The organism is Burkholderia sp. NLJ2 (assembly GCF_049487195.1).
In the GTDB taxonomy this organism is placed as follows: Bacteria; Pseudomonadota; Gammaproteobacteria; order Burkholderiales; family Burkholderiaceae; genus Burkholderia; species Burkholderia pyrrocinia.
In genome coordinates this window covers 1,381,674-1,403,908 of the sequence record NZ_CP137810.1, presented here as the reverse complement: position 1 = coordinate 1,403,908, position 22,235 = coordinate 1,381,674, and the positions used below count along the sequence as shown (strand labels likewise).

At 67.7% G+C, this 22,235-nt stretch carries 20 protein-coding genes; 8 read left to right on the top strand and 12 right to left on the bottom strand.

Features of this window, described 5'->3' with window-relative positions:
- The first annotated feature begins 12 nt into the window (after positions 1–12).
- Positions 13–285 carry a hypothetical protein gene (locus tag R9B84_RS28570; RefSeq protein ID WP_423763322.1) on the top strand — a complete coding sequence of 91 codons (273 nt, stop codon included), beginning with the start codon at positions 13–15 and terminating at the stop codon, positions 283–285.
- A gap of 86 nt (positions 286–371) precedes the next feature.
- Here the strand turns inward: R9B84_RS28570 and R9B84_RS28565 are convergent, their stop codons facing one another.
- Positions 372–845, bottom strand: a complete 474-nt coding sequence (locus R9B84_RS28565) for a nuclear transport factor 2 family protein (RefSeq protein WP_423763506.1) — start codon at positions 843–845, stop codon at positions 372–374.
- 191 nt (positions 846–1,036) lie between these two features.
- On the opposite strand from R9B84_RS28565, the gene R9B84_RS28560 reads away from it, so the two are divergent.
- Positions 1,037–1,279 (top strand): hypothetical protein, encoded by a 243-nt coding sequence (locus R9B84_RS28560; RefSeq protein WP_423763321.1) that lies wholly within the window; start codon positions 1,037–1,039, stop codon positions 1,277–1,279.
- A 68-nt stretch (positions 1,280–1,347) separates the two neighbouring features.
- Here the strand turns inward: R9B84_RS28560 and R9B84_RS28555 are convergent, their stop codons facing one another.
- Both R9B84_RS28555 and R9B84_RS28550 read right to left on the bottom strand, forming a co-directional pair.
- A complete protein-coding gene (locus tag R9B84_RS28555; RefSeq protein WP_423763320.1) occupies positions 1,348–1,596 on the bottom strand; it encodes an adhesin in 249 nt (82 codons plus the stop codon).
- A gap of 650 nt (positions 1,597–2,246) precedes the next feature.
- Complete coding sequence (locus R9B84_RS28550) at positions 2,247–2,681, bottom strand: universal stress protein (protein WP_423763319.1); 435 nt, start codon at positions 2,679–2,681, stop codon at positions 2,247–2,249.
- A 371-nt stretch (positions 2,682–3,052) separates the two neighbouring features.
- Here R9B84_RS28550 and R9B84_RS28545 point away from each other — a divergent pair, with 371 nt between their 5' ends.
- The 4 genes from R9B84_RS28545 (at position 3,053) to R9B84_RS28530 (ending at position 7,635) form a co-directional block, all read left to right on the top strand.
- A complete protein-coding gene (locus R9B84_RS28545) occupies positions 3,053–4,537 on the top strand; it encodes an amidase (RefSeq protein WP_423763318.1) in 1,485 nt (494 codons plus the stop codon).
- Between the two features lie 486 nt (positions 4,538–5,023).
- Entirely contained in the window at positions 5,024–5,710 is a 687-nt protein-coding gene (locus tag R9B84_RS28540) for a hypothetical protein (protein ID WP_423763317.1), read from the top strand.
- 123 nt (positions 5,711–5,833) lie between these two features.
- Positions 5,834–6,703, top strand: coding sequence for an arylamine N-acetyltransferase family protein (locus R9B84_RS28535; RefSeq protein WP_423763316.1), 870 nt, complete (start codon positions 5,834–5,836; stop codon positions 6,701–6,703).
- 65 nt (positions 6,704–6,768) lie between these two features.
- Positions 6,769–7,635 (top strand): class I SAM-dependent methyltransferase, encoded by an 867-nt coding sequence (locus R9B84_RS28530; RefSeq protein WP_423763315.1) that lies wholly within the window; start codon positions 6,769–6,771, stop codon positions 7,633–7,635.
- Positions 7,636–7,728: 93 nt separating this feature from the next.
- Here R9B84_RS28530 and R9B84_RS28525 read toward each other — a convergent pair whose 3' ends face one another.
- The 4 genes from R9B84_RS28525 to R9B84_RS28510 form a co-directional block, all read right to left on the bottom strand.
- On the bottom strand, positions 7,729–12,570 hold the full coding sequence (locus R9B84_RS28525) for an NAD-glutamate dehydrogenase (protein ID WP_423763314.1): 4,842 nt from the start codon (positions 12,568–12,570) through the stop codon (positions 7,729–7,731).
- 190 nt (positions 12,571–12,760) lie between these two features.
- A complete protein-coding gene (locus R9B84_RS28520; protein WP_011354745.1) occupies positions 12,761–12,949 on the bottom strand; it encodes a 4-oxalocrotonate tautomerase in 189 nt (62 codons plus the stop codon).
- Between the two features lie 59 nt (positions 12,950–13,008).
- Positions 13,009–13,785 carry a class II aldolase/adducin family protein gene (locus R9B84_RS28515; RefSeq protein WP_423763313.1) on the bottom strand — a complete coding sequence of 259 codons (777 nt, stop codon included), beginning with the start codon at positions 13,783–13,785 and terminating at the stop codon, positions 13,009–13,011.
- Positions 13,760–14,653 (bottom strand): urea transporter, encoded by an 894-nt coding sequence (locus R9B84_RS28510; RefSeq protein WP_423763312.1) that lies wholly within the window; start codon positions 14,651–14,653, stop codon positions 13,760–13,762. The genes R9B84_RS28515 and R9B84_RS28510 overlap by 26 nt, the downstream gene beginning before the upstream one ends.
- Before the next feature lie 272 nt (positions 14,654–14,925).
- Here R9B84_RS28510 and R9B84_RS28505 point away from each other — a divergent pair, with 272 nt between their 5' ends.
- Positions 14,926–15,486, top strand: coding sequence for a putative glycolipid-binding domain-containing protein (locus R9B84_RS28505; RefSeq protein ID WP_423763311.1), 561 nt, complete (start codon positions 14,926–14,928; stop codon positions 15,484–15,486).
- On the opposite strand, the gene R9B84_RS28500 is transcribed toward R9B84_RS28505, so the two are convergent.
- The 5 genes from R9B84_RS28500 to R9B84_RS28480 all read right to left on the bottom strand — a co-directional run bounded on the left by R9B84_RS28500 (position 15,441) and on the right by R9B84_RS28480 (position 20,717).
- Positions 15,441–16,352 carry an alpha/beta fold hydrolase gene (locus tag R9B84_RS28500; protein WP_423763310.1) on the bottom strand — a complete coding sequence of 304 codons (912 nt, stop codon included), beginning with the start codon at positions 16,350–16,352 and terminating at the stop codon, positions 15,441–15,443. The two genes, R9B84_RS28505 and R9B84_RS28500, sit on opposite strands and share 46 nt — an antisense overlap.
- Before the next feature lie 4 nt (positions 16,353–16,356).
- The gene (locus R9B84_RS28495; RefSeq protein WP_174416939.1) at positions 16,357–17,262 is read right to left on the bottom strand and encodes a metal-dependent hydrolase; all 906 of its coding nucleotides are present in this window, start codon (positions 17,260–17,262) and stop codon (positions 16,357–16,359) included.
- Entirely contained in the window at positions 17,259–18,194 is a 936-nt protein-coding gene (locus R9B84_RS28490) for an SDR family NAD(P)-dependent oxidoreductase (protein WP_423763309.1), read from the bottom strand. Before R9B84_RS28490 ends, R9B84_RS28495 begins: the two co-directional genes overlap by 4 nt.
- A 21-nt stretch (positions 18,195–18,215) precedes the next feature.
- Positions 18,216–19,799 (bottom strand): flavin-containing monooxygenase, encoded by a 1,584-nt coding sequence (locus R9B84_RS28485; RefSeq protein ID WP_423763308.1) that lies wholly within the window; start codon positions 19,797–19,799, stop codon positions 18,216–18,218.
- Between the two features lie 246 nt (positions 19,800–20,045).
- Entirely contained in the window at positions 20,046–20,717 is a 672-nt protein-coding gene (locus R9B84_RS28480; RefSeq protein WP_423763307.1) for a lysoplasmalogenase, read from the bottom strand.
- A gap of 409 nt (positions 20,718–21,126) precedes the next feature.
- Between R9B84_RS28480 and speB the strand changes: the two genes are divergently transcribed.
- Positions 21,127–22,095 (top strand): agmatinase, encoded by a 969-nt coding sequence (gene speB / locus R9B84_RS28475; RefSeq protein ID WP_423763306.1) that lies wholly within the window; start codon positions 21,127–21,129, stop codon positions 22,093–22,095.
- Positions 22,096–22,235: the final 140 nt, after the last annotated feature.

Sequence of the window (22,235 nt, the reverse complement as noted above, 5' to 3'; positions counted from 1 at the left end):
TCGGACTACGGCATGTGCCCGGCCACGGAAGCCCTTGGTCTCGATTCCGGGATCGAGACCAAGGGCTCAACGATTCACGGTATCGCGGACGGGGTGACGCCGGCCGTATGGTGCGGCGAAAAGCGCTGGATCTACTTTCAGGACGGCGTGATGCTCCCTGCCGCCAAGGCGGGCTCCGGCGGCGTCACGCCGGCGACTTATCCGAACAACGAAATCGCGGTCGCGAGTTATCGCTATGGCAAAGGGCGCGTCGGGCTCGCCGGCTCGCACTCCCGAAGCCGCTGAGCGCTTGCATTGCCAGCGCCGTCTCACGAACCCGGACGGCATTCTGACCTGATCAACGCCACGATGAAGCAACAGCGGCGCGTGTTCTATCTCCGCTTCGCCCGATACGCGTCGAGATTCTTCCGCGCCTGCGCGCGGATCGCGCGTTGCACGAACGGCGTCCAGCCGAGCAGGGCGCCCTTCAGCCCAAGCGCCTGACGCGCCCAGCGCCACAGGTCGAAAGTGTCGCGATGCTCGGCGATGAGCCCGTCGCGAAACCGGAAGCGCGCGTCGATCCGGTTGACGACCATGCGGCCGGTCGCGGTGAACCTGTAGTGCGCGACCCACTGGGCGCGCCCGGTCTGTTCGTCCGCGTCGACCTCGCCGAACGTCAGCGAAAATTCCTGCGCGCGCGCCACCAGCATGCGCCACATGTCGCGCGCGAGTTCGCCGCGCAATTCGCCGAACGCGGGATCGCTGAAGACGACGTCGTCGGCATAGCAGGCGAGCATCGCGTCGATGTCGCGTTGCTGGAAGGCAGTGTAAAAGCGCTGGATCAAATCGGTGTTGGAGTGACTCATCTTTTGATTGGCTGTCGTTGTAGATGAAGTGGCGTCTCGACGCGACGGCCCGATGATATCGGGCAAGCCACTGTATCGGAAATCAAACGGGCGCTGCGCGACGTGAGCGACAGTACCGCACGCGATGCCGGTTTCGACCCGCCGGTGTGTCCGGTTCCGCCTTCGGTGCAAAGCGACGATACAGCGCGTACATGAACCACGACGCGTACGAAATCGTCGGCGACATGCCGGTTCATGTCGGCGGCGCGTGCTACATCGGCCGGCTGGTCGACTGGTTCGGCGATTACGGCAAGGATGGCCTGATGGCGCGGATGTCGATGTGTCTTCCCCGCAACGATACGGACCGCGAGCAGACGTTCGGCGCGAACGGTGTCCGGACCGTGGCATTCGTCGCAACGTCGATCGGGAAAATGGCGATGAACCGCGGGAACTGATGTGGGCGCTCGCGGCTTCGGTTCAGGCGTTTGGACTTGAACGCGACTGGAGCGTCACCGGATTCGCGTCAACGGTTCGCCATCGCGACGTCCTGATTGCCTCGCCCGGTCACCAGGCAACCCGACATGAACGCTTCGCCCTGGCTGCTGGCGGCTGCCTCGCCGAAGCCGCGGCCGAGCGCGTCGGACTTCACCTGCGCGGCACCCTGTTCGCATGCAAGCGGGCTGGCGTCGCGGCCCTGCGCATGCAGGATCGCGCGATCGGCAATGAGATACGCCAGCAGCGCGAAAACAGCGATATGTACGGCTCGTCTCATGGTTCGTCTCCTCGTCGCTCAAGCGTAACGCGGACACGTTCGGCGAAGCACTTGGGGGTTCCCCCGGTAAACGTCTGCTGAATCGGTGGCGGGGCGGCGTGATCCAGTCCCGTTTTTCGTGTTTCGTGTGCAAAAGGAAGGGCGCTTTCAGGCTGGCGGCAGGCAGACGAGGATTGGCACGCAGCGCGGCAATCGCGCGACGGGTTTCGGCACGACAGGCGGGTGATTCGCGCGAGTTTGACGAATGTCAGGGGACGGGCAGGCGGGGACGGTCGCGCTGCCGCTCAAAGCGATAGCATGAATGCATGATTTGACGGAATGCGATGACGGATGAATGCATCGGTTCCGGCAAGCTGGTGCGTGTTGAACATCGCTGTCGAAATAGTGAGGAATCCAAATGTTGAACGTCTCTTCCGTGCTGATCAGTCTCGCTCCGATGTGGGCAATCCTGCTGGTTGCGTCTTCGGCGGCCGCCTATTTCGTGTTCTGGCGCAAGGTCATCGAATAAGCGTTGCGCGACGGGCGGTACGCGTGCGATGCGCAACGCGCACACGCACTGCGCCGCTCATGCGTCCGTCGCCGGTGCAAGCCTGCGGCCTGTCATGCGACCTACCGTCGACGCGTCGAAGCACCGCCGCGCATCATCCTTGTCATTGCACGGCCGTCACCGGCACATTCGAAATCCGCACCAGCCGGCCCATCACGCTGCGGCGAAACACCGACATCAGCGCATGAAGTGGATCATGCCTCGGCGCGACGACGACGATCTCGTCGCATCCGGTCTCGGCCGCCACGGTCGCGATCGTATCGGCCACCGGGCCGACCTTCATCACGACGCTGTACTTGACGCCGGCTTCCCGCAGAATCCGTTCCGCCACGGCCAGATCGTCGGACGCGAACTTCTCCTCGATCGCGCGCAGCCGCGACAGCGGGTGATAGGCCTCGAGCCGCGTCGATTCGAGCGGCGCCTGAACATTGATCAGCACGATCTCCGACGCGCACCGCTCGCGATACAGGAATGTCGCGTGGCGAACCGCCTGAAGCGAGCGGGGCGAGTGACCGACCGGAACCAGCAGCTTGAGCATGAACGATGTCCAAGGGAACGAGATGCTTCCAGCGTAGCGCGCGGCCGGAACGCGCAATCTAAAGAGATCGGGCGGCCGCGTAAAAATGTCGTTAACGCACGCCGCCTCGTGTCGCGCCTATTAGAAATATAAGAAATTTAAGTTTATGCGCATAAACGATTTCATCGACCGGGGCGGCGTGGGCTACCCGGCACGCGTCGGATCGATTTAGTCGGATCCGCAATGAATCGCGGCGGAAAATATCGGAGGTCGCCGAATCGGCGTCGCGTAGAGTAGAACATCGGCCGCGGCGCGGCCCCTCCCGGCCGCTTCGGGAGCGACTGCCGCCGCCACGCGGCCCGCCAATCCATTCCGGTTCCAGGAGACCTCGCATGCCGCACGGCGCCCCGCAGCTTCTCGCTCCCGCTTCCATCCCCGTTGACCCGATCGTGCGCCTGTCGGCCGGCGAGCTCGCGTCGGCGATTCGCAGCAAGGCGGTTTCCTGCGTCGAGACGATGCGCGCGTATCTCGACCACGTCGAGCGCGTGAACGGCGCAGTCAACGCGATCGTCGCGCTGCGCGACCGCGATGCGCTGCTCGCCGAAGCCACGGAAAAGGATGCCGCGCTGGCGCGCGGCGAATACCACGGCTGGATGCACGGGATGCCGCAGGCGCCGAAGGATCTGGCGATGACGAAGGGGCTGCGGACGACCTACGGCTCGCCGATCTTCCGCGAGAACGTGCCGCAGGCCGATTCCGTCGGCGTCGCGCGGATGCGCGCGGCCGGCGCGATCTTCATCGGCAAGACCAATACGCCGGAGTTCGGGCTCGGTTCGCACACGTTCAACGAGGTTTATGGTGCGACGCGCAATCCATACGATCTGACGAAGAGCGCGGGCGGTAGCAGCGGCGGCACGGCAGCGGCGCTCGCGTCGCGGATGCTGCCGGTGGCGGACGGCAGCGATTTCGGCGGCTCGCTGCGCAATCCGGCCGCATTCTGCAACATCTACGGCTTCCGCCCGTCGCAGGGGCGCGTGCCGCGCTGGCCGGGCGTCGACGTGTTCGTGCAGCAGCTCGGCATCGAAGGTCCGATGGGCCGTACGGTCGGCGACGTCGCGCAGCTGCTCGCGATCCAGGCCGGCTACGACCGCAACGATCCGCTGTCGCTTGCGGAAGATCCGGCCGTGTTCGCGCAGCCGCTCGACGCGGACCTGCGCGGCAAGCGCATCGCGTGGGTCGGCGACTGGAACGGTTATCTCGCGACCGAGGCCGGCGTGCTCGCGCAGTGCGAGCAGGGGCTGGCGACGCTGCGCGAGATCGGCTGCGACGTCGATGCCGCGCTGCCGGCGTTCGCGCCCGACCGGATCTGGCGCCTGTGGCTCGCGCACCGGCACCTGCTGTCCGGCGGCGGGCTGCTCGCGCACTATCGCGACCCGGCGCGCCGCGCGCTGCTGAAGCCCGAGGCGATTTACGAGGTCGAAGGGCTGCTCGCGATGCAGGGCGCGGCCGTGTTCGACGCGAGCGTCGAGCGCACCGCGTGGCACCAGGCCGTGCTGAGTTTCTTCGACCGTTACGACTTCATCGCGGCGCCGACCGCGCAGGTGTTCCCGTTCGACGTCGACCAGCGCTGGCCGAAGGAGATCGCGGGCCGCGCGATGGACACCTATCACCGCTGGATGGAAACGGTCGTGCCGTGGACGCTGGCCGGCTGCCCGGTGATCAACGTGCCGGTCGGCTTCAACGACGCGGGGCTGCCGATGGGGATGCAACTGATCGGGCGTCCGCGCGCCGATCTCGCCGTGTTGCAGCTCGCACGCGGCTACGAGCAGGCGGCCGACTGGGTCGGCCAGCGGCTGCCGGCGTGGATGGCTACGTAAGATCGCTGGGTAGCGGGGTGGCGAAACGGGCGGCGGCGAGCCGCCCGTTTTGCTTCGATCTCTGAACGCGAAGTTTGTCGGCACCCGGCACCCGGCACCCGGCACCCGGCACCCAGCACCCAGCACCCAGCACCCAGCACCCAGCACCCAGCACCCAGCACCCAGCACCCAGCACCCAGCACCCAGCACCCAGCACCCAGCACCCGGCACGCCGGTGACGAACGCGTCTTCTGACCGCGATGCGTTTGCGGTACCGCTCGCGGAGCTCGAACCCCACCCGCATTGATGCCACCGGAGAACGAATTCCGGCACACGCGTGATATCGCGCAGCAACCGCGGACGAATCCGCTCGACGGTGTCCGTCGTTCGCGGAATTGCAAGCGGCCGCGCGGCGCGATTTCGTTTCGATGTGTTTCAGTCGTTGCGGCGGCGCGCGACGCGCTTCGACAATATCGGCCTCAATCATTCCGGCACGAGGGAAAACACATGAAGCACATTCGCGCGACGGGCAGGCACCTGGCCTCGGCAGGCATCGCATTCGGCATCCTGGTGAGCGGCGCCGCGCACGCGCAGCTCGACCTGCAGTCGCTCGGCGCGTCGCTGCTCGGCGGCGGCCAGCAGCAGGCGGCACCCGCGCAGGGCGTCGTCGCGCAGTTGCTGCAGGCGTATGTCGGTGCGAATCAGCAGGTGCTGTCCGGCCAGTCGTCGCTCGCGTCGGCGATGGGGCTCACCGGCGCGGCCGGGCAGGCGCAGCAGGCCGCGGGCCAGCTGGCCGGCGGTAACGCGCTGACGCCGGCCGCGCTGTCGCAGATGGGCGGCGCGCAGCAGTCGGTGTCGCAGGCGCTCGGCCAGGCATTCGCGAGCGGCGGCGCGTCGCACGGCCCGATCGACAAGCAGGCGTTCAGCAACGGCCTCGCGTCGCTCGGCCAGGGGCTCACGCAGTATTCGCAACTGCAGTCGGGGCTCGGCAATCTCGGTTCGACGAGCGCCGCTTCGCTGCTGCAGTCGGGCCTGAATCCGCAGAACATGCAGGCCGCGTCGTATATCGCGCAAAGCGCGCCGGGCCAGTTGCAGTCGCTCGCGGCGACGCTCAGCCAGGCCGTGCAGTTCGCGACGAGCCAGGGCATTTCGGTGCCGTCGGTCGCGTCGTCCGCGCTGAAGCTGCTGCCGTAACGTTGCGCGGGGCCGCGCGCGGTGCGGTGCCGGCATCGCGCGCGACGACGGGCAATTGCCCTGCACAACACGGGGATTTCGCACGATGCTATCGTGGCGTGTCCCTTTTATCGGTGCAGGTTCATGACTGACTCGTTCGACCTCTCGCGCTATTTCTCCCGCATCGGCTACGACGGCCCGGCCGAGCCGACGCTCGACGTGCTGCGCCGGCTGCATCTGCTGCACCCGCAGGCAATTCCGTTCGAAAACCTCAATCCGCTGACCGGCGCGCGCGTCGCCCTCGACCTGCCCGCGATCGTCGACAAGGTGATCGGGCACCGCCGCGGCGGCTACTGCTTCGAACTCAACAAGCTCTTCTACACCGCGCTCACGACGATCGGTTTTCGCGTGACGCCGCTGATCGCGCGCGTGCGCTGGATGCTGCCGCCCGAGATCGTCACCGCGCAGACGCACATGGTGCTGCGCATCGATCTCGACGGCGCGGTCTGGCTCGCGGACATCGGCTTCGGCAGCGCGACACTGACCGCGCCGCTGCGCTTCGTGCCGGGCGAGCGGCAACTGACGCCGCACGGCGCGTTTCGCGTGGTCGAAGCGCCGGTCGACGGCGAATTCGACATGCAGTTCGAGATCCCCGACGGCTGGCAGACGACCTACCGTTTCTCGCTGAAACCGGTCGAGTGGATCGATTACGACGTCGCGAACTGGTTCACGTCGACGTATCCCGAATCGATCTTCGTGAACGACCTGATCGCGTGCCGCGTGCTGCCGGACGGCCGCGCGGCGCTGCGCAACACCACACTGACGCTGCGCGACGCGGCGGGGGCCGGGCGCACCGTCACGTTCGACGACGCGGCGGAGTGGGGCGCGTGCCTGCGTGACACGATCGGCATCGATACGGCAGGGTTCGATCTCGACGCGCTGTTTGTGCGGCTGGCGGCGCGGGCCGCTGCCGTACCGCCGCGGGAAGCCGGACCGTCCACCAGGAAGGCGTGATATTTCATCCGGACGAGTTGACGCCGTCTAACCGACTACCCGCAACCAGCACGAGTGACGCCGACATGACCGATACCGAACCCCGCAAAGACGCCCCCGACAGCACCGCCGCACGTGTCGCGCTGTGGCGCGCGCTGCACGTCGAACTCGACGCGCTGCCGCACGTGCTTGCCGACGAAGTCGGGCTTCGACTGCTCGCGCCGGCGCCGGGCTGGCAGCAGCGCGGCGACATGGATCCGCAGTTCACGCGGCCGTTTCGCGCGTCGATCGTCGCGCGGGCGCGCTTCATCGAGGATCTCGTGGTCGAGCAGGCCGCGCGCGGCGTGAGCCAGTACGTGATCCTCGGCGCGGGCCTCGACAGTTTCGTGCAGCGCCGGCCCGACATGGCGTCGCGCGTGACCGTCTTCGAAGTCGATCCGCCAGCGCCGCAGGCATGGAAGCAGCGCCGCCTGGTCGAGCTCGGCTTCGGCGTGCCCGACTGGCTGCGTTTCGTGCCGGTCGATTTCGAGGCGAAGCAGTCGTGGCGCGATGCGCTCGTCGACGCGGGCTTCGATGCCGGCAAGCCGGCGGTCGTGGTGTCCACCGGCGTCAGCATGTACCTGACGCGCGAAGCGAACGCGGCCGCGCTGCGCGAAGTCGCGTCGCTCGCGCCGGGCTCGACGCTGGCGATGACGTTCCTGTTGCCGCTGGAGAACGCGGACCCGGACGTGCGCCCGGGGCTCGAAATGGCCGCGAAGGGCGCGCGCGCGAGCGGCACGCCGTTCATCAGCTTCTTCATGCCGGCGCAGATCCAGGCACTCGCGCTGGAGGTCGGCTTTGCGACAGCCGGACATGTGTCGGCTGCCGAACTGACGCGCCGCTATTTCGCCGATCGCACGGACGGTCTCAGGCCGCCGAACAACGCTGAGGAACTGCTGGTTGCGACGGTTTAGCGTCGCGGGCACGCAAGCAGGCAGGCACGCGCGTCGGTTCCGGCCACGCCGGACCGACGACGCAATTCCGCCGGACGTTCGACGCCAGCCCGGTCACGCGCGTTCGAGCACGGCCATCTCCCGCACGATCACGAGCAGCACCGCGAGACTGGCGCCGCCCGACGCGCGCAGGTCCGCGAGCAGGTGCTCGTAGCGCGCGAGCGCGGCTTCGCGGCGTTCGCGCCACGCGCCGACGATCGTCTCCGGCGTGGTCGAATCCGGCGACTCCGCGAGCGCGCTTGTCGCGAGCGTGCGCTTCAGGCGAGCAATTTCCGCGAGTGCGGCGGCACGCGCGAGCATGTCCCAGTGCGTCGGCGTCGGCAGCGTCGACGCGCGTTCGCCGATCCATCCGTAATTGAGCAGCGTGCCGAGCGAGAAATAGACGCCCGCGACGAGTTCGAGGCTGCGGTTGCAGGTCGCGGCCACTTCGGCGATGTCGAGCAGCGCGGCCGAGATGTCGCCGCTCGCGACACGCACCGCGAGCGCGCTGTCGACGCCGGCTTCGACCAGCACGCGCTGCCGCTCGGACAACGCATCGAGCGAGTCGGCCGGCAGCAGCGACGGCAGTTGCGGCGCGAGCCGCTGCGCGGCATCGCGGCAGCGCGCGATCAGCTCGGCAACGCCGCCGTCGGCCACCGCGCCGGACTGCAGGTGCCGCAGGAACCACAGCGCCGCGCGCTCCAGCAGCCGCGCGACGTCGACGAACATGCGCGCCTGCACGTCGTCGGCGACGCGGTTGTCGAGCGAATCGATGTCGCGCCATACCGCATCGAGGTCGAACACGTCACGCGCCATGATGCACGCGCGCACGATGTCGCCCGGCTTCGCGTCGGTTTCCTCCAGCAGCCGGTGTACGAACGCACAGCCGACGCGATTGACGAGCGCATTGGTCAGGTGCGTCGCGAGTATCTCGCGGCGCAGCGGATGGCGGCGCATCGGTTCGCTGAAGCGTTGCTGCAGCGGCGTCGGGAAGTAGTCGACGAGCATCGCGGCGACGAGCGGATCTTCCGGCACGTCGGATTCGAGCAGCGCGTCGTAGAGCCACATCTTGCTGTACGCGAGCAGCACCGCGCGCTCCGGCGACGTGAGGCCGAGCTTCGCGGCTTGCCGTTCGGCGACTTCGTCGTCGGTCGGCAGGAATTCGATCACGCGGTTCAGGCGGCCCGCGCGTTCGAGCCAGCGCATCAGGCGCGCCTCGGCGTCGAGCAATTCGACGGCATAACGTCCCGCGATCGACAGCGCCTGCGTCTGGTAGTAGTTGTCGCGCAGCACGAGCAGCCCGACTTCGTCGGTCATCTCCGCGAGCAGCGCGTTGCGTTGCTTCTCGGTCATCTCGCCGTCGGAGACGACGAGCCCGAGCAGGATCTTGATGTTGACTTCGTGATCCGAACAATCGACGCCGGCGGAGTTGTCGATCGCATCGGTGTTCATGCGGCCGCCGCGCTGCGCGAATTCGATGCGGCCGAACTGCGTGCAGCCGAGGTTGCCGCCTTCGCCGACGACCTTGCAGCGCAGGTCCGCGCCGTTCACGCGCACCGCATCGTTCGCGCGGTCGCCGACCTGCAGGTGGGTTTCGCGCGCGGCCTTCACGTAGGTGCCGATGCCGCCGTTGTACAGCAGGTCGACCGGCGCCTGCAGGATCGCGCGGATCAGCTCGGTCGGCGGCAGCGCGTGCGCGTCGATGCCGAGCGCGGCCTGCACGGCCGGCGACAGCGGAATCGTCTTCGCGGTGCGCGGATAGACGCCGCCCCCCGCCGAGATCGCGACCGGATCGTAGTCGGCCCAGCTCGACCGTTCGAGCGCGAACATGCGCTGGCGCTCCGCGAAGCTGATCGCCGGATCGGGGTTCGGGTCGAGGAATACGTGCCGGTGATCGAACGCGGCGACGAGCCGGATATGCGGCGACAGCAGCATCCCGTTGCCGAACACGTCGCCCGACATGTCGCCGACGCCGACCACCGTGAAGTCGGTCGTCTGCGTATCGATGCCCATCTCGCGGAAGTGCCGCTTCACCGATTCCCACGCGCCGCGCGCGGTGATCGCCATCTTCTTGTGGTCATAGCCGACCGAGCCGCCGGACGCGAACGCGTCGTCGAGCCAGAAGCCGTATTCGTGCGAGATCGCGTTCGCGTAGTCGGAGAAGGTGGCCGTGCCCTTGTCGGCGGCGACGACCAGATACGGATCGTCGGGGTCGTGGCGCACGATGTCGGGCGGCGGCACGATCGTATTGCCGGCCAGGTTGTCGGTCAGGTCGAGCAGGCCGCGCAGGAACGTCTGGTAGCACGCGATGCCTTCGCGCATCCACGCCTCGCGATCGCTCGGCGGCGGCGGGTTCTTCACGACGAAGCCGCCTTTCGAGCCGACCGGCACGATCACGACGTTCTTCACCATCTGCGCCTTCATCAGCCCGAGCACCTCGGTGCGGAAATCCTCGCGGCGATCCGACCAGCGCAGGCCGCCGCGCGCGACGCGCCCGCCGCGCAGGTGCACGCCCTCGACACGCGGCGAATACACCCAGATCTCGAACATCGGCTTCGGTTCGGGCAGGCCGGGCACTTTCGCCGGATTGAACTTGAACGACAGGTAGGGTTTCGATTCGCCGTTCGCGTCGAGCAGGAAGTAGTTCGTGCGCTCGGTCGCGTTGATCACGCCGAGGAACTGGCGCAGGATGCGGTCCTCGTCGAGGTTCGGCACCTGGTCGAGCGCAGCTTCGATCGCTTTCAGCAGCCGTTCGGCCTGCACGTCGCGCGTGTCGTCGATGCGCGGGTCGAAGCGCAGCAGGAACAACTCGACGAGTTGCCGGGCGATCGCCGGATTGCCGGTCAGCGCGCGTTCGATATACGCGTCGCTGAACGTCGAGCCGACCTGCCGCAGGTATTTTGCATACGCGCGCAGGATCGTCACTTCGCGCGCGCTCAGGTGCGCGCGCAGCACGAGGCGGTTGAAGTCGTCGTTCTCGATCCGGCCGCTCCAGATCAGGTCGAACGCATCCTCGAACAGGCCTTTCACGCGCTCGATGTCGAACTCGGTATCGTCGACGAGCTCGAGCCCGAAGTCGTGCACCCAAGCGTGCGCGGCGTCCTGCGTCTGGATCCGGTACGGCCGCTCCTCGTCGACGCGCACGCCGAGATGCTCGAGCATCGGCAGGCTGCGCGACAGCGCGATCGGGTCGCCCGCGCGATAGACCTTGAAGCGGAACGCGCGCGCCTCGGCCTCGATCGGCCGGTACAGGTTCATCGCGAGCTGGCCCGTATCCTTCACGTGCTCGATCAACTCGATGTCGCGCACGGCCGTGCGCGCCGGATAGTCGTCGCGATAGCCGGCCGGGAACGAGTCGGCATAGCGCTGCAGCAGGCGGTTGCCTTGCTCTTCGCCGAACGCGTCGAGCAGCGCGTCGGCGAGATCGTCCTGCCAGCGGCGCGCCACCTGCACGAGCCGCGTTTCGAGCTCGCGCGTGTCGACGTCGGGCATCGTGCCCGGTTCCGCATGCACGACGAAATGAATGCGCGCGATCGCCGATTCCGACAGCAGCGGCGTGAATTCGACGTTCACGCCGTTGTATGCGTCGACGAGCAGCTTCGCGATGCGGCGGCGCAGGTCGGTGTTGTACTTGTCGCGCGGCACGAACACGAGGCACGACACGAAGCGGTCGAACCGGTCGCGACGCACGAACAGGCGCGTGCGCTGGTGTTCCTGCAGCCGCAGGATGCCGAGCGCGATGTCGTAGAGCTGGTCTTCGTCGGCCTGGAACAGCTCGTCGCGCGGATAGGTTTCGAGCACCGTCACGAGCGACTTGCCGAGATGCCCCTTCGGCAGGAAGCCCGCGCGCCGCACGATGTTCGCGCACTTGCGGCGCACGATCGGGATCTCGGCGCTCGACACCATGTACGCGGTCGACGTGTAGAGCCCGATGAAGCGGCGCTCGCCGGTGACCTTGCCATCGGCGCCGATGAGCTTCACGCCCACGTAGTCGAGATAGCCGGGCCGGTGCACGGTCGCGCGCGAATTCGCCTTGGTCAGGAAGATCGGCCAGGAGCCGGTGATGATGTCGGCGGCGGCCGGCGGCAGCGGCGTGACGTCGGGCGCGCCCGACGTGCGCAGCGATTCGCGCAGGATGCCGAGGCCGGTGCCCTCGATGCCGCGCAGGCCGAAGCCGGTACCGTCCGACACGAGCGCGTAGTCGCGGTGGCCGAGGAACGTGAAGTGATCGGCGGACATCCATTCGAGGAACGCGCGCGCCTCGATGTCTTCCGCAGTCGATTCGCGCGCCTTCATGTCCTTGATCGTCGCGCGCGCGATGTCGACGATCTTCGGCCAGTCTTCCACCGATGCGCGCACGTCGCCGAGCACGTGCGCGATGTCGTTGCGCAAGGTGTTGAGCAGCGCGGCGTCGCCGCAGCGATCGACTTCGAAATGGATGAACGATGCGAGCTGCGATTGACCATCGCCGGGCGTCGCGCCGCCCGCGTCGACGCGCTCGATGCCGCCGTTGGCGCCGCGCCAGATGCGGAATACGGGGTGCAGTGCCGAATGGAGCGCGAGCCCGAGGCGGTTGACGGCCATCGTCACCGAGTCGACGAGGAACGGCATGTCGTCGTTGACGATCTCGATGACCGTGTGGTCGGAGTGCCAGCCGTGCTGTTCGAGGATCGGGTTGTACACGCGCAGCCGCTCGCTGCCGGGCACGTATTTCTGGGCGGTCTGCCAGTGCGCCATCGCGGCGCCGTACAGGTCGGCAATGCTGCGGTTCTCGAGATCGTCGGCGTCGACGAAATCGTAGTAATGACGCAGGAAAGGTTCGACGATCTGGAACGTGGCTTCGGGCAGGCGCCCGCGCGCGAATTCGACGACGTCGGAGAGCAGGTGTGCGACGACTTCCTCGTTCTTCGCTTCCATGGCGGTCTCCCGGGTGGCCATTGGCTGCTGCGTCTGTCCGGCATTATGCGCCGATTGCGTGACAAAGCGATGTGCGGGCGCACAACGGGAGGGCGCGTGAAGCGGGAGTCTGCAGCGCCCGCGGCGCGGCGCTGCAGGGGGGGGACTCAGCGCGCTGCTGGCGGCGCCGAAGCGACGCCGGTTGTCACGCTCAGCGCTCGTCGCTCCAAAGCTTCCCGGCCGTCGCCCAGTTCTCCTTCTTCACGTCGGTGAGGATGATGTCGACCGAGCCCGGCGCGCAGCCGAGCGTCTCGCACGTGACGCGCGTGATTGCTTCGACGAATTCGCGCTTCTGGTCGACGGTGCGGCCTTCGAAGAGCTGGATATTGAAAGTCGGCATGACAGGTGCTCCGGTTGCGTTTGAACGATTCGGCCGCGGTTGCGGCGAGGGTTGCGGCGTCAGTCGCGATACGACGGATCGATCCGGTCGAGCCGGCGCAGCAGCGCCGGCCATTCCAGTTCGCCTTCGATCGCGCCGCCGTCGCGCAGTTGTTCGGCGGTGCGGTCGGCGACGGCCGGGTCGGGCAGCACGAGCGGCCCGCCGCCTGCCTGCGCGCGGACCTGGATGTCGCACGCCTTGATCAGCGTATCCATCAGTACATAGGCTTCGGCAACGGTGCGGCCGACCGTCAGCGTGCCGTGATTGCGCAGCAGCATTGCGGATTTCGCGCCGAGGCTCGCGGTCAGACGCGCGCCTTCGGCCGGCGAGAACGCGAGCGCCTCGTAGTCGTGGTACGCGAGGTCGCCGTGAAAGCGCAGCGCGTGTTGCGATGCGGGCAACAGCCCGTCGCGCTGGATCGACACGGCGATGCCGGCCGTATTGTGCAGATGCATCACGCACACGGCGTCGGCACGCGCGGCATGGACGGCCGCGTGCAGTGCGAAGCCCGTCACGTTGACCGCGTGCTCGCTGTCGCCGATCCGGTTGCCGGCCAGGTCGATCTTCACGAGGTTCGATGCGCGGACCTCGTCGAACGTGAGGCCGAACGGGTTGATCAGGAAGTGGCCGGGCTCGCCGGGCACGGTTGCGGAAAGGTGCGTGTAGATCAGGTCGTCCCAGCCGTTCAGCGCGACGAGCCGATACGCGGCGGCGAGATCGACGCGCAGCCGGCGTTCGGTGTCCGAGATCGGGCCGCCGGGCTTCACGGCATCAGGACGGTGTGCGAATGACGACATCGGGTTCTCCGAGGGTGAAGCGGCGCGCGACGGCCACGGTGACCCACGACGCGAGCGCGAACGGAGCCGTGAATGCGGGGATGCCCGCACGCGTCGCGAGCCACTGGATCAGCGCGGCGAGTGCGGCGGCCGCGAACGCCGCGCGCGGGCCGCGCGACATCAACGCGAGCGCGGCGAGCGCGCCGTTGAAGCCGAGCAGGCCATCGGCGAACGACGTACCGTTCGCGCCGAGCGCGAGCAGCAGCACGGTCGACACGACTGCGCCGCCGAGCGCGTATGCGGCGGCGCGGCGCGACGCGACCGCGATGCCGGCGACAATCAGCATGCCGGGCCACGCGCCTTGCGCGAAGGTGGTCTGGGCGACGCCCGAGAGCAGCGCGTCGGCGGCGGAGGTAAGCGTCAGCGCCGCGTCGGCCGCGGCGCCGTTCGCATGCGGCAGCACGACAAACGGCAGCCACAGCGCGGTGACGGCGAGGCACGGGCTTGAATACGGGCACTGGCGCCAGCGGGCGAGCGGCGCGCGCATCGCGCGCTGCACGAGTGCCGCGCCGATCGCGACCAGCGGGATCAGCGCGAGGGCAGCGAGCGAATAGGGCGCGAACAGCACGGCGATCAGCGCGGCGAGCGCGCCGTTGAAGCCGTGCAGCCCCTGTTCGACGTCGCGCCGCTCGGCGCCCGTCAGCACGGCGGTCATGCTGGCGGCGGCCGAACCGATCAGCGCCGCGCACGCGAGCCGCACGTCGGTCACCGCCAGCGCGGCGAGCAGCATCGCGCCGGTGAACGCATTCGCCTGCAATACGATCTGCCCGATGCCGCGCAGCAGGATGCGCAGGTCGATCGACGGCGAAGCGGGGCGGGCGGTAGGCATGGCGGCGGCGTGACAGGACGAGCCGCGAGCATAGGACACAATTTCATGCACCGGAATAGGGAATTCTGGATAGTCAGGATTTGTCGGCGGTGCCCCGAATTGGGGTATGGCGATGCCGGTAGGATCGCGTTAACGTTTTTGGGCAGTTTTTCGGTTGCGGTAACGAATTTGGGCAATCGTTAGCCTTTCTGTGCAAGTACGTGTTTGTTGGCGTCTTCGTTCGGGAATGGGTGCGACGATGCCCTGCATTGGAGAAACCGGGAGGCGGAACGATGCGTGAAGTGCGTTGGGCGTCGCTGGAAGGCGACGGGGTCGAACATCTGACGTTCGACCGGAGCGGCGGCGGGATCGTCGTCGAAAGCGCGGTGGTCGGCCAGCGGTACGGCCGCGCATACGGGCTCGCGTATCGCGTCGAGTGCGATCCGCACTGGCGCGTGACATACGCGGTGCTCAAGGTGATGGGCGGCGGCACGCTGGAACTGCGCGGCGACGGCGCAGGCCACTGGCACGACGGCGCGGGCCGCCCGCTGCCCGAGCTCGACGGTTGCATCGACATCGACATCGCCGCGACGCCGTTCACGAATTCGCTGCCGATCGGCCGCCTCGGGCTTGCGCGCGGCGAGCGGCGGCCGATCGACGTCGCGTATGTCTCGACGCCGGACCTGAAGGTCACGCCGGTCAAGCAGGCCTACGCGTGCATCGAGCCGGGCCGGCGCTACCGCTACGAAGGCATCTTCCGGAATTTCACGGCCGAGATGGACATCGACGACGACGGGCTCGTCGTCGACTACGAGACGCTGTTCAGGCGCCTGCCTACGCCGACGGGGCGCTGAACCGCGGCGTTCGTGACCGGCGGCCGTTCCTGCGCGGACGCGAAGCGGTCGATCCGCGACGCGATCATGTCCGGGTGGCGCAGCACGATCCAGTGCGTGCCGTCGATTTCCTCGCGCACGTGGTCGCCGAGCCAGCGGTCGAGGTCGACCGACATTTCGGGCGTGACATACCGGTCGCGCACCGGCACCAGGATCTGCACGGGCGCCTGCGCATACCGTTCGCGCGGCTTGCGCGCCCGTGCGAGGAAGTTCGCACGGTAAAGCTGCAGGCCGTTCAGCGCGTTCTTCAACTGCACGGGATCGCGCTCGGCGCGCACGCGCTCGGTGAGCTGCAGCCAGCGCGGCCACAGCGCTGCACCGCCGAGCCGCCACACCAGCGACGGCACGAGCGGCAGGTGGAAGAACGCGATGTACCACGATTTCAGGCTCTGCTTGAGCCGTAGCTTCGCGCGGAACACGTGATCGAGGCACGGGCCCGAGATCGACGTGTACGACGCGATCCGGCCGCGGAACGCAGGGTCGGTCACGGCCTCCCAGCACTGGATCGACCCCCAGTCGTGGCCGACGAGGTGGAACGGCCGGCCGCCGCAGGTCGCGTCGGCCACCGCCTTCAGGTCGTCGGCGAGCCGCGCGAGCGTGTAGTCGGCGCGGCGGCGCGGCGCATCGGATGCGCCGGCGCCGCGCACGTCGTACGCGATCACGCGGTAGCGCTTCGACAGCCGCGCGCGGATCGGCGCCCACACGGCCGCCGAATCGGGGTAGCCGTGCACGAGGATCAGCGGCGGCGCGCGACGCGATCCGCTTACGTAGACGGCGAGCTTCACGCCGCCGGACTGGACGGTCAGCATCTCGTGTGCGCGCGCCATGGCGTCATGCCTGCGGAACCGGATGCAGCGGCACGCGGCGCGGGGCGGCCTGCGCCGCGTAGCGCGCGTTGGTCGCGTCGATGTTCTCGAGCAGCGTGTCGAGCCCCTGCAGGTACTGGTGGTTGTCGTGGTCCCACGGGTGGAAGCCCGGGCGGAAGTAGTCGAGCCATTCGCGCGCGATGCTCGGGAACACGCCGTGCTTCGGGCCGTACAGGTACTTCACGAGGCGCCACATGCCGCCGAACTTGCCGTGTTCGCGACGGTGCGCGCGCATCAGGCGCACGTGGAAGTCGAACACGATCGTCCAGAAGAACACGGTCGTCGTCAGCATCGTGCCCGTGCGCAGCAGGTAGCTGCCCAGGCCGGGCTTCATCACGGCGGTCCATACGTCGTAGGACACCGCCTTGTGCTCGGTTTCCTCCATCGCATGCCACATCCACATCTGCTGGTAGCCTTCGACCGACCCGTCGATCCGGTGCTCGTGGCCCGACAGCAGCTGGTTCGCGAGGATCGCCGTGTAGTGCTCGAGCGCGATCGTGATCGCGAGCTGCATCGAGTGCGGCAGCGCCTTCTTGAACCAGCCGAGGATCGTCCACAAGCGCTTGTCGAGCTTGTGCGCGGGCAGGCCCGACGCTTGCAGCAGGTCGTTGTATTCGATGTGTTCGCGCGTGTGCATCGCTTCCTGGCCGATGAAGCCGAGCACCTGCTTCTTCAGCTCGGGATCCTCGATCCGGTCGCGGTAGTTGCGCACCGAATCCATGAAGAAGCGTTCGCCGGCCGGGAACAGCAGCGACAGCGCGTTCATGAAGTGCGTGACCGGTACGCCCTGCACGTGCCAGTCGCGTGCGCGTTCGGGGGGCAGCGCGAAACGGATGTCGCGCCGCACCGGCATCATGTTCGGGGTCGTCATGATTGTTCTCCTCCCTGATTGCCTGCATTGTTGTACGTGGCGTGCAGCGGCGCGGGCGCCGGCGTGCCGTGTGCGGTTTGGCGGCGGGCCTTCGCGGCCTCGCGGCGCGTCGCCAGCACGACGAGTGCCTGATAGGCGGACGGCAGGACGCGCGCCATCCAGTCGCCGGCCTTCGCATCGCGGCCGATCAGCACGCGACGCTTGTTGCGGCGCACGCCGGCGAGGATCGTGCGCGCGGCGTCGTCGGCGGTCGTGATGAAGAACTTCTCGAACGTGTCCCGGCCTTGCTGCTCGCTCGCGACCATGAAGCCGACCATGTTCTTCGACACGCGGCTGGCCTGCGCGATGTTCGTGCGGATGCCGCCCGGATGCACGCAGGTCGCCGATACGCCGCACTTCATCATGTCGAGTTCCTGGCGCAGCGATTCGGTGAAGCCGCGCACCGCGAACTTGGTCGCGTTGTAGCCGCTCATGCCCGGTTGCGCGAAGATCCCGAACAGGCTCGACGTGTTGATCACGTGGCCGTCGCCCGATGCCTTCAGGTGCGGCAGGAATGCCTTCGTGCCGTGCACGACGCCCCAGAAGTTGATGTTCACGATCCACTCGAGATCGCTGTATTCCATCCCTTCGATCGTGCTCGACAGCGCGACGCCCGCGTTGTTGAAGATCAGGTTGACCTTGCCGTGTTCCTTCGCGGTGTCGTCGGCCCACGCGAACATCGCGTCGCGCTCGCCGACGTCGAGCACGCGCGTCGACACGCGCACGTTCGGCGCGATCGCGCGGACGATCCGTTCGGTTTCGGCGAGGCCGACGCCATTCTTGTCGGCGAGCGACACATGGCAGCCGGCCTGCGCGAGCTGGATCGCGAGCGAGCGGCCCATGCCCGAGCCGGCACCCGTGATCGCAGCGACCTTGTTGGCGAAATCTCTCATGTCGGTGGCTCCTTGTCTGGCTCAGGCCGCTTCGGCGGAAGTGGATGCGGAAGCGGCGGGCGCGGCGACGGGCCGCGCGATCGTGTCGTGCTGCGGCGCGCGATACGCGTGGTAGTCGGCGATCGAAAAGTGAGCGGTCGCCTGGCGGAAGCGCCACGTGAAGCCCGGCCACAGCGTCGTGTTCTTGCCCGTGCGCGGGTCGAGATACCAGCTCTTGCAGCCGCCCGTCGACCAGATCGCTTTCTTCAGCCTGCCTTGAAGGTCGCTGTTGAACTGCGCCTCGACGAGCGGGCGCACCTCGATCGCGTCCGCGCGCTCGCGGTGCATCGCCTGCAGCGCGCCGAGGATGTATTCGATCTGCGACTCGATCATGAACACCATCGAGTTGTGGCCGAGGCCCGTGTTCGGGCCGACGATCATGAAGAAGTTCGGGTAGCCGGGCAGCGTCGAGCCGAGATACGCGTGCGCGCCGTCGCGCCACGCATCGACGATGTCGAGACCGCCGCGGCCGACGATTGCGCCGCGCGGGAACGGATCGGCGACCTGGAAGCCGGTGCCGTAGATCAGGCAGTCGACTTCATGGCGCTTGCCGTCGGTCGTCACGACCGCGTCGGCTTCGATATGGTCGATGTCGGTCGTGATCACGTCGACGTTCTTGCGCGACAGCGCCGGGTAGTAGTCGTTCGAGATCAGCACGCGCTTGCAGCCGAGCGTGTAGTTCGGCGTGACGGTCTTGCGCAGCTCAGGGTCGGGAATCTGCTTGCGAATGTGGCGCAACGCGAGCTTCTGCACGTTCTTCATCAGCGACGGATGGATCGCGAAGCCGAGCACGCGCGATTCGAGCATCCAGTAGATGCCGCTGCGCACGATTTTCTGCGTGAACGGCAGCGTGCGGAACAGCCACTTCTCGAGCCCGGTCAGGTTGCGGTCGGGCTTCGGCATGATCCACGGCGGCGTGCGCTGGAACAGCGTGAGTTCCTTCACGCGCGGCGCGATCTGCGGCACGAACTGGATCGCGCTCGCGCCGGTGCCGATCACCGCGACGCGCTTGCCTTCGAGCGCGTAGTCGTGATCCCACTGCTGCGAATGGAACGCGCGGCCCTGGAAATGCTCGACGCCGGGAATCGCCGGCAGCGCGGCGCGCGACAGGCCGCCCATCCCCGACACCAGCACGCGCGCGGACAGCCGCTTGCCGTTCGCGAACGTGAGGCGCCAGCGCTGCGCGGCCTCGTCGTACTCGGCGCGCTGCAGCTCGTGGTTCAGGCGCAGGTGCGGGCCGACCCCGAAGCGCTGCACGCAGTCTTCCAGATACGCGCGGATCTCCGGCTGCGGCGCGAACATGCGCGTCCAGCGCGGGTTCGGCGCGAACGAGAACGAATAGACGTGCGATTGCACGTCGCATGCACACCCGGGGTAATGATTGTCGCGCCACGTGCCGCCGACCGACGCGGCCTTCTCGAGGACGACGAAGTCGGTCACGCCTGTTTGCCGCAGGCGGATCGCCATCCCGAGGCCGGCGAAGCCGGTGCCGATGATGGCGATGTCGATGGTTTCGTCCAGGCCGTCGTGGCCGGGCGGACCGAAAGGCAACGTGCGAGCATTCATCCGGGTGTCTCCGATTTGGCTCATTTTTGAATGTTACATTGTTTGATGTAACGATAGAGGGTGAGCCCGGAAACCGCAAGAGGCTAGAAGCGGCGCTCTAAGGGCCGGAAGCCAGACGGGAAAAGGCTGAGCGGGGTTTGGAACAGGTCGGTTTCCGCATGGCGGAATTCACGGAAAGGCCCGTCGATGGGGCAAGAGAAGCGGTGGACGAGACCGCCGGTGTGCGGCGGCCTGTTTGAAACGGAATCAGGGGCGGATCGATCGGGCGGCGGTCTCATGGAAAACCCCGGCCACGATCGTGACCTGCGCGAGCGCGTAGAGGCCCCAGATCAGGTAATCGATGCCCGGGAAGCCGCCGAGGAACCGGCCGACGCCGATCAGCGTATCGGAACCGACGAAGACCAGGCTGCCGACGGCCACCAGCGGGCCGTGCGTGCGGGCGGCGAGCGCGAAGCTCGCCATCGCGCACAGCACGAGCATGTACACGGCGACCGGCGCCAGCAGCTCGCCGAGGTGCGGCAGGAACGCGAGGTAGAACGCCGGCGCGGCGATCCAAAGCCCGACCAGCGCGGCGATGCGCCAGCCGTGCGGCCGCGCGCGCCAGCGGAAGAAAATCGCGGAATAGAAGAGATGCGTGAGCAGGAACGCGCCGAGGCCGAGGACGAACGACAGCGGCCAGTCGGATAGCGCGAGCAGCACGTCGCCGAGCACGGCTGTGGCGAGCGCCGCGCACAGCCACGCGCGTTCGCGCGGCGCGCCGCAGGTGCTGCCGGCCGCGAGCAGCAGGATGCCCATCGCGGCTTTCGCTGCGGCCTGGCCCGGATAGGGCGCGGCGGCGAGTGACAGCCCGTACAGCAGCGCGGCGGCGACGGCGAGCGGCCAGAGCCGGCGGTAGGTGGCGGGAAGCGTGGCGATCAAGGCGGGTGTCTCCGGTTTGTTGTTGTCTGCGGTGGACGGCGCGCTGTCGAGGGCGCGGCTGCGGCCATTATCCGGAAGAAAGGGGGCGCGAAAACCGGCGAATCCTTCTAGGGACGCGGTCGGGATGGCCGCGCAGGCGCGTGCCCGCCGTCGCATCGATCCGGCGTTGCCGGACTCCGATGCACGGGCGCTGCCACCGGATTTCTTCAACGCGTTGCCCCTGCTGAACCGGGGCAACGGCTCCAATTCGGCTTGCTATGATCGCCGCGGTATTGCCGATGTCGTTGTCCCGCCCGGCCGCGCGACTGGATGCGCAAGCCGGTGCGTGCCCGATGAATCCACGCCGTTCCCGGCCCGTGCGTCAATGCAAAGCGGGGCGGGGCCGGCTCCCACGAAAACAGGTCCGACCATGACCGAACTTCTCCACGGCGACGGCGCGATCCGTCGCACGACGCCGTACGGCTCGTCGATCGAAAACACCTATGCGGGCGTGCTGTCGTTCATGCGCCGCAACTATTCGCGCGTGCTCGACGGCGTCGACGTCGCGATTTCCGGCGTGCCGCTCGACCTCGCGACGACCTATCGCTCCGGCGCGCGACTCGGGCCGGCCGCGATCCGGGCGGCGAGCGTGCAACTCGCGGAGCTCAATCCGTATCCGTGGGGTTTCGATCCGTTCGACGATCTCGCCGCCGTCGACTACGGCGACTGCTGGTTCGACGCGCACAACCCGCTGTCGATCAAGCCCGCGATCGTCGAGCATGCGCGCACGATCCTGCGGTCGGGCGCGAAGATGCTGACGCTCGGCGGCGACCACTACATCACGTATCCGCTGCTGGTCGCGCACGCGGAGCGCTACGGCAAGCCGTTGTCGCTGATTCATTTCGACGCGCACTGCGATACGTGGGCGGATGACGATCCGGACAGCCTCAATCACGGCACGATGTTCTACAAGGCCGTGAAGGAAGGGCTGATCGATCCCGCGACGTCGGTGCAGGTCGGCATCCGCACGTGGAACGACGACTTTCTCGGGATCGAGCGACTCGACGCCGCGTGGGTGCACGACCACGGTTCGCGCGCGGCGGTCGAGCGGATCGTCGATATCGTCGGCGCGCGGCCCGCGTACCTGACGTTCGACATCGACTGCCTTGATCCGGCGTTCGCGCCCGGCACGGGCACGCCGGTCGCGGGCGGGCTGTCGTCAGCGCAGGCGCTCGCGATCGTGCGTGCGCTCGGGGCGGTGAATCTGGTTGGGGCGGATGTTGTTGAGGTGGCGCCTGCTTACGATCATGCGGACATTACCGCGATTGCGGCCGCGCATGTTGCGTGCGATTTGCTGTGTCTGTGGCGGCAGAAGAAGGTGGCGGGGGCGTTGAAGTAGGCCGGCGCGCATGGCTACCTAATGCAAAAGGCCGGCGGGCAGGGTGACTGCCGGCCTCTTTTCATGCGCTGCGCGTGACTTCGCCGGATCGATGGCCGGGTGCTGATTGCCCGCCGTGGGTCAAGCAAAAAGCGCTTCGC

Coding starts and splice junctions, on each gene's coding strand:
- R9B84_RS28510 (WP_423763312.1), bottom strand. CDS start 14,653: ATGCCTACCGCCCGCCCCGCTTCGCCGTCGATCGACCTGCGCATCCTG.
- R9B84_RS28565 (WP_423763506.1), bottom strand. CDS start 845: ATGAGTCACTCCAACACCGATTTGATCCAGCGCTTTTACACTGCCTTC.
- speB (WP_423763306.1), top strand. CDS start 21,127: ATGACCGAACTTCTCCACGGCGACGGCGCGATCCGTCGCACGACGCCG.
- R9B84_RS28530 (WP_423763315.1), top strand. CDS start 6,769: ATGACCGATACCGAACCCCGCAAAGACGCCCCCGACAGCACCGCCGCA.
- R9B84_RS28555 (WP_423763320.1), bottom strand. CDS start 1,596: ATGAGACGAGCCGTACATATCGCTGTTTTCGCGCTGCTGGCGTATCTC.
- R9B84_RS28515 (WP_423763313.1), bottom strand. CDS start 13,785: ATGTCGTCATTCGCACACCGTCCTGATGCCGTGAAGCCCGGCGGCCCG.
- R9B84_RS28520 (WP_011354745.1), bottom strand. CDS start 12,949: ATGCCGACTTTCAATATCCAGCTCTTCGAAGGCCGCACCGTCGACCAG.
- R9B84_RS28495 (WP_174416939.1), bottom strand. CDS start 17,262: ATGACGACCCCGAACATGATGCCGGTGCGGCGCGACATCCGTTTCGCG.
- R9B84_RS28525 (WP_423763314.1), bottom strand. CDS start 12,570: ATGGAAGCGAAGAACGAGGAAGTCGTCGCACACCTGCTCTCCGACGTC.
- R9B84_RS28540 (WP_423763317.1), top strand. CDS start 5,024: ATGAAGCACATTCGCGCGACGGGCAGGCACCTGGCCTCGGCAGGCATC.
- R9B84_RS28505 (WP_423763311.1), top strand. CDS start 14,926: ATGCGTGAAGTGCGTTGGGCGTCGCTGGAAGGCGACGGGGTCGAACAT.
- R9B84_RS28490 (WP_423763309.1), bottom strand. CDS start 18,194: ATGAGAGATTTCGCCAACAAGGTCGCTGCGATCACGGGTGCCGGCTCG.
- R9B84_RS28550 (WP_423763319.1), bottom strand. CDS start 2,681: ATGCTCAAGCTGCTGGTTCCGGTCGGTCACTCGCCCCGCTCGCTTCAG.
- R9B84_RS28545 (WP_423763318.1), top strand. CDS start 3,053: ATGCCGCACGGCGCCCCGCAGCTTCTCGCTCCCGCTTCCATCCCCGTT.
- R9B84_RS28485 (WP_423763308.1), bottom strand. CDS start 19,799: ATGAATGCTCGCACGTTGCCTTTCGGTCCGCCCGGCCACGACGGCCTG.
- R9B84_RS28570 (WP_423763322.1), top strand. CDS start 13: ATGTGCCCGGCCACGGAAGCCCTTGGTCTCGATTCCGGGATCGAGACC.
- R9B84_RS28560 (WP_423763321.1), top strand. CDS start 1,037: ATGAACCACGACGCGTACGAAATCGTCGGCGACATGCCGGTTCATGTC.
- R9B84_RS28500 (WP_423763310.1), bottom strand. CDS start 16,352: ATGGCGCGCGCACACGAGATGCTGACCGTCCAGTCCGGCGGCGTGAAG.
- R9B84_RS28535 (WP_423763316.1), top strand. CDS start 5,834: ATGACTGACTCGTTCGACCTCTCGCGCTATTTCTCCCGCATCGGCTAC.